The organism is Nocardia sp. NPDC005978 (assembly GCF_040614455.1).
In the GTDB taxonomy this organism is placed as follows: Bacteria; Actinomycetota; Actinomycetes; order Mycobacteriales; family Mycobacteriaceae; genus Nocardia.
Genome location: NZ_JBEXUS010000192.1, coordinates 1 through 7,435 on the forward strand (window position 1 = coordinate 1; position 7,435 = coordinate 7,435).

Genomic DNA, 7,435 nt, shown 5'->3' on the forward strand with positions numbered 1-7,435 from the left:
CCGGTCCGAATCGGACCGGGCCACACCGTGTCTCGTTCGAAGAACTCAGCCGACGCGGGCTTCGCGCTTGCGGCTCAGCACCGCCGCGGCCGCGCCGCCCGCCGCGCCGAGCGCGAGCGCCGTGGGCACGCCCACCTTGGCGGCCTTGCGGCCGGTGCGGAAGTCGCGGATCTCCCAGCCCCGGTTCTTGGCGACCTCGCGCAGGTCCGCGTCCGGATTGATGGCCACGGCGGTGCCCACCAGCGAGAGCATGGGCACGTCGTTGTGGCTGTCGGAGTACGCGGCGCAGCGCTTGAGGTTCAGGCCCTCGCGAATCGCCAGGGTGCGCACCGCGTGCGCCTTGCCGAGCCCGTGCAGGATGTCGCCGACCAGGCGGCCGGTGAACACCCCGTCCTCGGATTCGGCGACGGTGCCCAGCGCGCCGGTCAGGCCCAGGCGCTTGGCGATGACCTGCGCCAATTCGACCGGGGTCGCCGTCACCAGCCAGACCTGCTGCCCGGCGTCGAGGTGCATCTGCGCGAGCGCGCGGGTGCCGGGCCAGATCTTGTCGGCGATGATCTCGTCGTAGATCTCCTCGCCCAGGGCGGCGAGTTCGGCGGTGGGGCGACCGGCGATGAACTCGAGCGCGCGCTCCTTGCCGCTGGCCACGTCGGCGATGTTCTCCTTGCCGGTGACCCGGAATTTGACCTGCTTCCAGGCCATGTCGACCAGGTCCGAGGTCTTGAAGTATTTGCGGGCGGCCAGTCCGCGGGCGAAGTGCACGATGGACGCGCCCTGCACCATGGTGTTGTCGACGTCGAAGAACGCGGCCGCGGTCAGGTCACGGGGAACCGCGCGCAGCGGCTCGTCGTGCAGCGCGAGTTCGGCGTCGTGCAGCGCGATGGCCGCGTCGGCGCTCGCCTCGCCGGCCAGGTTCGCTCTGACCTCTTCCTCGCTCGGACCGAACGGACTGCGTGCGATCCGGGTGAACTGGTCCTGCAGACCCTGTCCCCAGCGGGCCGGGAACTCCCCGAATCGCCCCGCGATCAATCCCGGCCGCGAGTCCTTCGAACCCGTTCCGGCCTCTTTCGATCGTTCCGGCACCAGTACCTCCGCCTGTGTTTTTGGCCGGTACACCAGGGAGCCCGAGACCAATACGGGTCGCGCATGAACCGGCACAGTCCACAGTAACGCTCACCGGTGACCGGGACGTAGACGCTGAACGACATAACGGGTAGTTGAATGGAGTTATGAGCGATCCCACACGTACGGTCACCCTGCTGACCCGCAATGGTTGCGGCCTCTGCACGGTGGCGCTGGAACAATTGCGACCCGTCTGCGCCGAGTTCGGAATCGAGGTCGCGATCGTCGATGTGGACGAGGCCGCCGCGCACGATCCGGGGTTGCGCGCGGAGTACGGCGACCGGCTTCCGGTGGTGCTGCTCGACGGTCGTGAGCACAGTTATTTCGACGTCGACGAGGCGCGTTTGCGCGCGGATCTGAGTCGCTGAAACCGGGAGGTTCGCCGGCCGCCGCCCGTACGGGCGGCGGAATGCCGCGTATGCCCCCGAACAACCCCCTACGGCGTGTCCGGGCGGGCGATTTCCGGCGCGTTGCGTAGCGGGTTCGGGTCGAGGGGGGTTGAATGAATCCCGGGGCAGCGGCCCGCCGCAAAGTGACTGAATTCACCGACTTTGTGCAGGGCTTCACAAGCGGTTACGGTGGTGGCACGCAACCTGCCTTCGAAGGCAGTGGAAGCGACCCCGAACCCCCGACCATAGACCGCCCTGCGACGGTCACCGGCGTCGGGTGACAAAAGAACGCCGGACACCCAATCCCCGGCCGGACGAGGAGCGCAAGCGACGTGACAGAGCAGCATGAGACGCCGCAGAGTGGCGTCTCCGGCAGGGCTCTGCAGAAGGACATCCCGCAGGCCACGGTGGCCCGACTGGCCACCTATCTCCGGGTCCTCGCCGTACTCGCCGACGACGGTGTAGCCATCGTATCTAGTGAGGAACTGGCTGTCGCGGCGGGTGTCGGTTCGGCGAAGTTGCGCAAGGATCTTTCCTTCCTCGGACCCAACGGCGTGCGCGGCGTCGGCTACGACGTCGTCAAGCTCCGGGATCGGGTCGAAGACGTGCTCGGCCTGTCCGAAGGGCACCGGGTGGTGCTGGTCGGAGCGGGCAATCTGGGCCGGGCGCTGGTCGGTTACGGCGGGTTCCGCCGCCGCGGGTTCGCCATGGTCGGGATCTTCGACAACGATCCGGCCCTGATCGGCACCCAGGTCTGCGGCCTGAGCGTGCGTGATGTGGCCGGATTGACCGATGCGGTGCGGCTGCTCGCCCCGACGATCGCGGTCATCACCACCCCGGATTCGGCCGCGCAGGGCGTCTGCGACCGGCTGGTCGCGGCCGGTGTGCTCTGCATTCTCAGCTTCTCCCCGGTCGCGCTGGACGCGCCCGCGCACGTCGAGGTGCGCCGGGTCGATCTCGCGGTGGAGATGCAATTGCTGTCCTTCGAGCTGGCGCGCAATGCCGAGGCCGCCGGGGAGACGGTGGGCGTGGCCGCGGGCGACGCCGTGGGCGTGATCTACACGCCGATTCAGACTTCTCACGCGTCGGCAGCGCGCCCGTCGGGCGGCACGGAGACAACCAGCAAGGGAGCGGTGGTCCAGCCATGAGTGTGCTTCTCGTCGGGATCTCGCATCGAAGCGCGCCGGTGGCGGTGCTCGAGAAGGTCGCGATCACCGAGCACGACCGGCCCAAGCTGACCGACAAGATGCTGGCCTCGAGCCACGTCTCCGAGGCCATGATCGTGTCCACCTGCAACCGGGTGGAGATCTACGCGGTGGTCGACGCGTTCCACCCGGCGCTGGGCGAAGTCAGCGAACTGCTCACCCGGCATTCGGGACTGCCGCTGCCGGAACTGACCAAGCACGCGTACGTGCGCTACGCCGAGGCAGCCGCGGAGCATCTGTTCGCGGTCGCCAGCGGCTTGGACTCGATGGTGATCGGCGAGCAGCAGATCCTGAGCCAGATCCGCGCCGCCTACGCCGCCTCCGACGCGCAGCAGGCCTCCGGGCGCACCCTGCACGAGCTGGCGCAGCATTCGCTGCGCGTGGGCAAGCGGGTGCATTCGGAGACCGGGATCGATCGCGCGGGCGCCTCGGTGGTGTCGGTGGCGCTGGATCGGGCACGCCTGGTGCTTGGGCCCCTCGCCGGGCGCACGGCGCTGGTGCTGGGCGCGGGCGCCATGGGCGGGCTCGCGGTGGCGCAGCTGGCGCGGGCCGGGGTCGAGCGGATCATCGTGGTGAACCGCACCCTCGAACGCGCTGAGCGCCTTGCCAATACGGCCACCACCATGCACGGCGTCGCCGCCGAGGCGATGGAGATGGACAGCCTGGCCGAGGCGATGGCCGCGGCCGAGGTGGTCGTCACCTGTACCGGCGCGGTCGGCACCGTGGTGAGCATCGCCGATGTGCATCGGGCGCTCTCGGCCGGCCGCGCGAGCGACCAGCTGGTCATCTGTGACCTGGGTCTGCCCCGCGACGTGGAGCACGCGGTCGCCGGGCTGCCCGGGGTGACCGTCATCGACATGGAGACGCTGCAGCGCGATCCGTCGGCCGGCGCTGCCGCCGACGACACCGCCGCCGCGCGCGGCATCGTGGCCGATGAACTCGCCAAATACCTTGCGGGACAGCGCATGGCCGAGGTGACGCCGACGGTGGCGGCGCTGCGGCAGATGGCCGCCGACGTCGTCGAGGCCGAAATGCTACGCCTGGACTCCCGACTACCCGGGCTGGACGCCGCGCACCGCGAAGAGGTCGCGCGCACCGTGCGCCGGGTCGTCGACAAACTGCTGCACGCGCCGACGGTGCGGGTCAAGCAACTGGCTTCCACGCCGGGCGGCGACAGCTACGCCGAGGCGCTGCGTGAGCTGTTCGAGCTCAAACCCGGTGCGGCGCAGGCGGTTGCGGCGCCGATGGAAATCGCCGCGCGCGGCGAGCTTGCCGACGATTTCACCGCCGCCCACTCGGGGGACGAACAGGGGCTGACCGCATGACCGGAGCGATGGTGCAGGAAACACAGACAGGGCTCGAGACATTGCGTGGAACAATCGACGCCCCGTGGCGGATCGGTACCCGCGGCAGCCTGCTGGCCCTGACCCAGGCCGGGCATGTGCGCGACGCCCTGATCGCCGCCGGGCAGCAGGCCGAACTGGTGATCGTGAAGACCGCCGGTGATCAGTCCGCCGCACCCGTGCAGGAGATCGGCGTCGGCGTGTTCACGGCCGCGCTGCGCGACGAACTGGGCGCGGGCACGGTCGACATCGCCGTGCACTCGTACAAGGATCTGCCCACCGCGCAGGACCCGCGCTTCAACATCGCCGCGGTCCCGCCCCGCCAGGATCCGCGCGACGCCCTGGTGGCGCGCGACGGTCTCGTGCTGGGCGAACTGCCGCCGGGCTCGGTCATCGGCACCTCCGCGCCGCGGCGGTCCGCACAGCTCAAGGCCCTGGGGCTGGGCGTCGTGATCGTGCCGCTGCGCGGCAATCTCGACACCCGCATCTCCAAGGTGGCCAACGGTGAACTCGATGCCGTCGTGGTGGCGCGGGCCGGGCTGGCCCGCATCGACCGCCTGGACGTCATCACCGAATCGCTGGAGCCGGTGCAGATGCTGCCCGCTCCCGCGCAGGGTGCGCTCGCGGTCGAATGCCGCAGCGAGGACACCGAACTCGTGACCATCCTGTCCGCGCTCGACGATGCCGGCACCCGTGCCGCCATCACCGCCGAGCGCGAGCTGCTGGCCGAACTGGAAGCCGGTTGCACGGCGCCGATCGGCGCGCTGGCCGAGGTCGTCGAATCGATCGACGACGACGGCCGGATCTTCGACGAACTGTCGCTGCGGGGTTGTGTGGCGGCGATCGACGGCTCGGACACCATCCGGGCCTCAGTGGTCGGCTCACCCGCGGACGCCGCGGAACTGGGCCGGGCACTGGCGCGTGAGCTCTTGGAGCTGGGGGCGCGCGACCTGCTCAGTGACCCCGGGGATGGCAACCCGGCGGCCGAGGAATCCAACGACAGCAGCACCACTCCCAGCCCAATGGAGAACATTCGATGAGTCGAGCCACCAAGAAGCATCCCGGGCGGATCCTCTTCGTAGGATCCGGGCCCGGCGATCCGGCGCTGCTCACGGTGCGCGCCCGCGAGGTGCTCACCCGGGCCACGCTGGCCTTCACCGATCCCGATGTCGACAAGGGCGTGCTCGCCCTGATCGGCGCCGCGGTCGAGCCCGCCGCCGACGGTGAGCGCCCGGTCGACGTGCGCCCGGCGCTGGGCGATGCCGCCGAGGTCGCCAAGACCCTGATCACCGAGGCCCGCAACGGGTTCGACGTGGTCCGGCTGGTGTCCGGCGACCCGCTGACCACCGATTCGGTGATCCAGGAAGTCAACGCGGTCACCCGCTCGCACATGATGTTCGAGGTGCTGCCGGGCCTGTCCGCGGGCACCACCGTGCCGGCCTACGCGGGTATCGAACTGGGTTCGAGCCACACCGAGGTCGACGTGCGCGGCGAGGTGGACTGGGCGGCCGTCGCGGCCGCGCCCGGCCCGCTGGTGCTGCACGCCACCTCCGGGCATCTGGCCGAGACCGCCAGCGCGCTGGTCGAGCACGGCATGGCGCCGCAGACCCCGGTCGCGGTGACCGTGCGCGGCACCACGCGCCAGCAGCGCACCATCGACACCACGCTGGCGACGCTGAACAACGCGGCGTCCGAGCTGGTCGGGCCGCTGATCGTCACGGTCGGCAAAGAGGTCGAGAAGCGTTCCAAGACCTCGTGGTGGGAGTCGCGGGCACTCTACGGCTGGACCGTGCTGGTGCCGCGCACCAAGGAGCAGGCCGGTGAGATGAGCGAGAAGCTCGTCATGCACGGCGCCATTCCGATGGAGGTTCCGACCATCGCCGTCGAGCCGCCGCGCAGCCCCGCGCAGATGGAGCGCGCGGTGAAGGGCCTGGTCGACGGGCGCTACCAGTGGGTCGTGTTCACCTCCACCAATGCCGTTCGCGCGGTGTGGGAGAAGTTCGGCGAGTTCGGGCTCGACGCCCGCGCGTTCTCCGGCGTGAAGATCGCCTGCGTCGGTGAGGCGACCGCGGAGAAGGTGCGGTCCTTCGGCATCAATCCCGAACTGATCCCGTCCGGGGAGCAGTCCTCGGAGGGCCTGCTGGCCGATTTCCCGCCCTACGACGACGTTTTCGACCCGGTGAACCGGGTGCTGCTGCCGCGCGCCGACATCGCCACCGAGACCCTCGCCGAGGGGCTGCGCGACCGCGGCTGGGAGATCGACGACGTCACCGCGTACCGCACCGTCCGTGCGTCCCCGCCGCCCGCGGAGACCCGCGAGATGATCAAGACCGGCGGTTTCGACGCGGTGCTGTTCACCTCGTCCTCCACCGTCCGGAACCTGGTCGGCATCGCCGGTAAGCCGCACGCGCGCACCATCGTCGCGTGCATCGGCCCCAAGACCGCCGAGACGGCGATCGAGTTCGGCCTGCGCGTGGACGTGCAGCCCGAGATCGCCCAGGTCGGCCCGCTCGTCGAGTCCCTCGCCGAGCACGCCGCCCACCTGCGCGCCGAGGGCCTGCTGCCCCCGCCGCGCAAGAAGAGCCGCCGCAGCCGCTAGGTCGTCGGCAGTACTCTCCGGCTTCCGGGCCCCGCATCCGATGATGCGGGGCCCGTTGCCGTTTCGGGGAACGGTGCGGCACGCCGCGGGAAGCCGCCCGGTTGTCGGCGGCGCCGACGCGGCCGTGTGCGCTCGTGACCGTACGCCGAGCTCCGGCCGTGCGATATCGACCGGGTCGTCCGATCGGAGCGGTGTGGTGGCGTGCGGCTCGCGGATCGAGATGCGCACGCCCACCGTCCGGTTCGTGGTCGGCGCGGTCGCGTGACCTGGCCGGGGCGGTTCGACGGGTTCCGCGGTCCTGCCGGGTGCGGCGGTGGAGTCGCGCGTCGCGAGTAGGGCGGGTGCGCAGGTCGCGTGGATCACGACGTGAGCGGTGTTCCCCTCGGCCCACAGCCGCACTCTGCGCGGCGGACGCGGACCGGTGACGAGGTGCGGCCGGCGCGACGTGATCGCGGGCAGCGCACGGATCGATGCCGTGCTTTCGCTCGGCGTTGGGGCGGCATCGTTCGAAGCCTGCCGCGCGCTGGTGGGCGCCGCCGATCCGCCGAGCACAGTCGAGCGGCTGTGCGGGCTCCGGCCGAGGGCGGCGGAGCGGCGGGGGTGCGTGCCCATGGTTGTTGCGGCGGTTCACTTTCTGGCGTCGGAGTTGGATTCGCGGGCGCGCGTCGGCGGCTGTCGGCGCGCGGTTGCGGGGTGAGGCGAATAGTAGTGAATATGTTTGCCGCGGTGTCGGTTTCGGGTGGGTTGTGCGGGTCCGGACGCCGCCCCTCCGGCGCC

6 protein-coding genes are annotated in these 7,435 nt (G+C 70.6%); 5 read left to right on the forward strand and 1 reads right to left on the reverse strand.

The window, feature by feature from the left end; genetic code table 11:
* Positions 1-45 precede the first annotated feature (45 nt).
* Positions 46-981 (reverse strand): HAD-IB family hydrolase, encoded by a 936-nt coding sequence (locus ABZ319_RS39370; RefSeq protein WP_354991697.1) that lies wholly within the window; start codon positions 979-981, stop codon positions 46-48.
* Between the two features lie 248 nt (positions 982-1,229).
* On the opposite strand from ABZ319_RS39370, the gene ABZ319_RS39375 reads away from it, so the two are divergent.
* The 5 genes from ABZ319_RS39375 (at position 1,230) to ABZ319_RS39395 (ending at position 6,658) form a co-directional block, all read left to right on the forward strand.
* Complete coding sequence (locus ABZ319_RS39375) at positions 1,230-1,490, forward strand: glutaredoxin family protein (RefSeq protein WP_354991693.1); 261 nt, start codon at positions 1,230-1,232, stop codon at positions 1,488-1,490.
* A gap of 353 nt (positions 1,491-1,843) precedes the next feature.
* Positions 1,844-2,659, forward strand: a complete 816-nt coding sequence (locus ABZ319_RS39380) for a redox-sensing transcriptional repressor Rex (protein WP_354991694.1) — start codon at positions 1,844-1,846, stop codon at positions 2,657-2,659.
* Positions 2,656-4,041, forward strand: coding sequence for a glutamyl-tRNA reductase (locus tag ABZ319_RS39385; RefSeq protein ID WP_354991695.1), 1,386 nt, complete (start codon positions 2,656-2,658; stop codon positions 4,039-4,041). The genes ABZ319_RS39380 and ABZ319_RS39385 overlap by 4 nt, the downstream gene beginning before the upstream one ends.
* An 8-nt stretch (positions 4,042-4,049) precedes the next feature.
* On the forward strand, positions 4,050-5,099 hold the full coding sequence (gene hemC, locus ABZ319_RS39390) for a hydroxymethylbilane synthase (RefSeq protein WP_354991698.1): 1,050 nt from the start codon (positions 4,050-4,052) through the stop codon (positions 5,097-5,099).
* The gene (locus ABZ319_RS39395; protein WP_354991696.1) at positions 5,096-6,658 is read left to right on the forward strand and encodes a bifunctional uroporphyrinogen-III C-methyltransferase/uroporphyrinogen-III synthase; all 1,563 of its coding nucleotides are present in this window, start codon (positions 5,096-5,098) and stop codon (positions 6,656-6,658) included. Before hemC ends, ABZ319_RS39395 begins: the two co-directional genes overlap by 4 nt.
* Positions 6,659-7,435 lie beyond the last annotated feature (777 nt).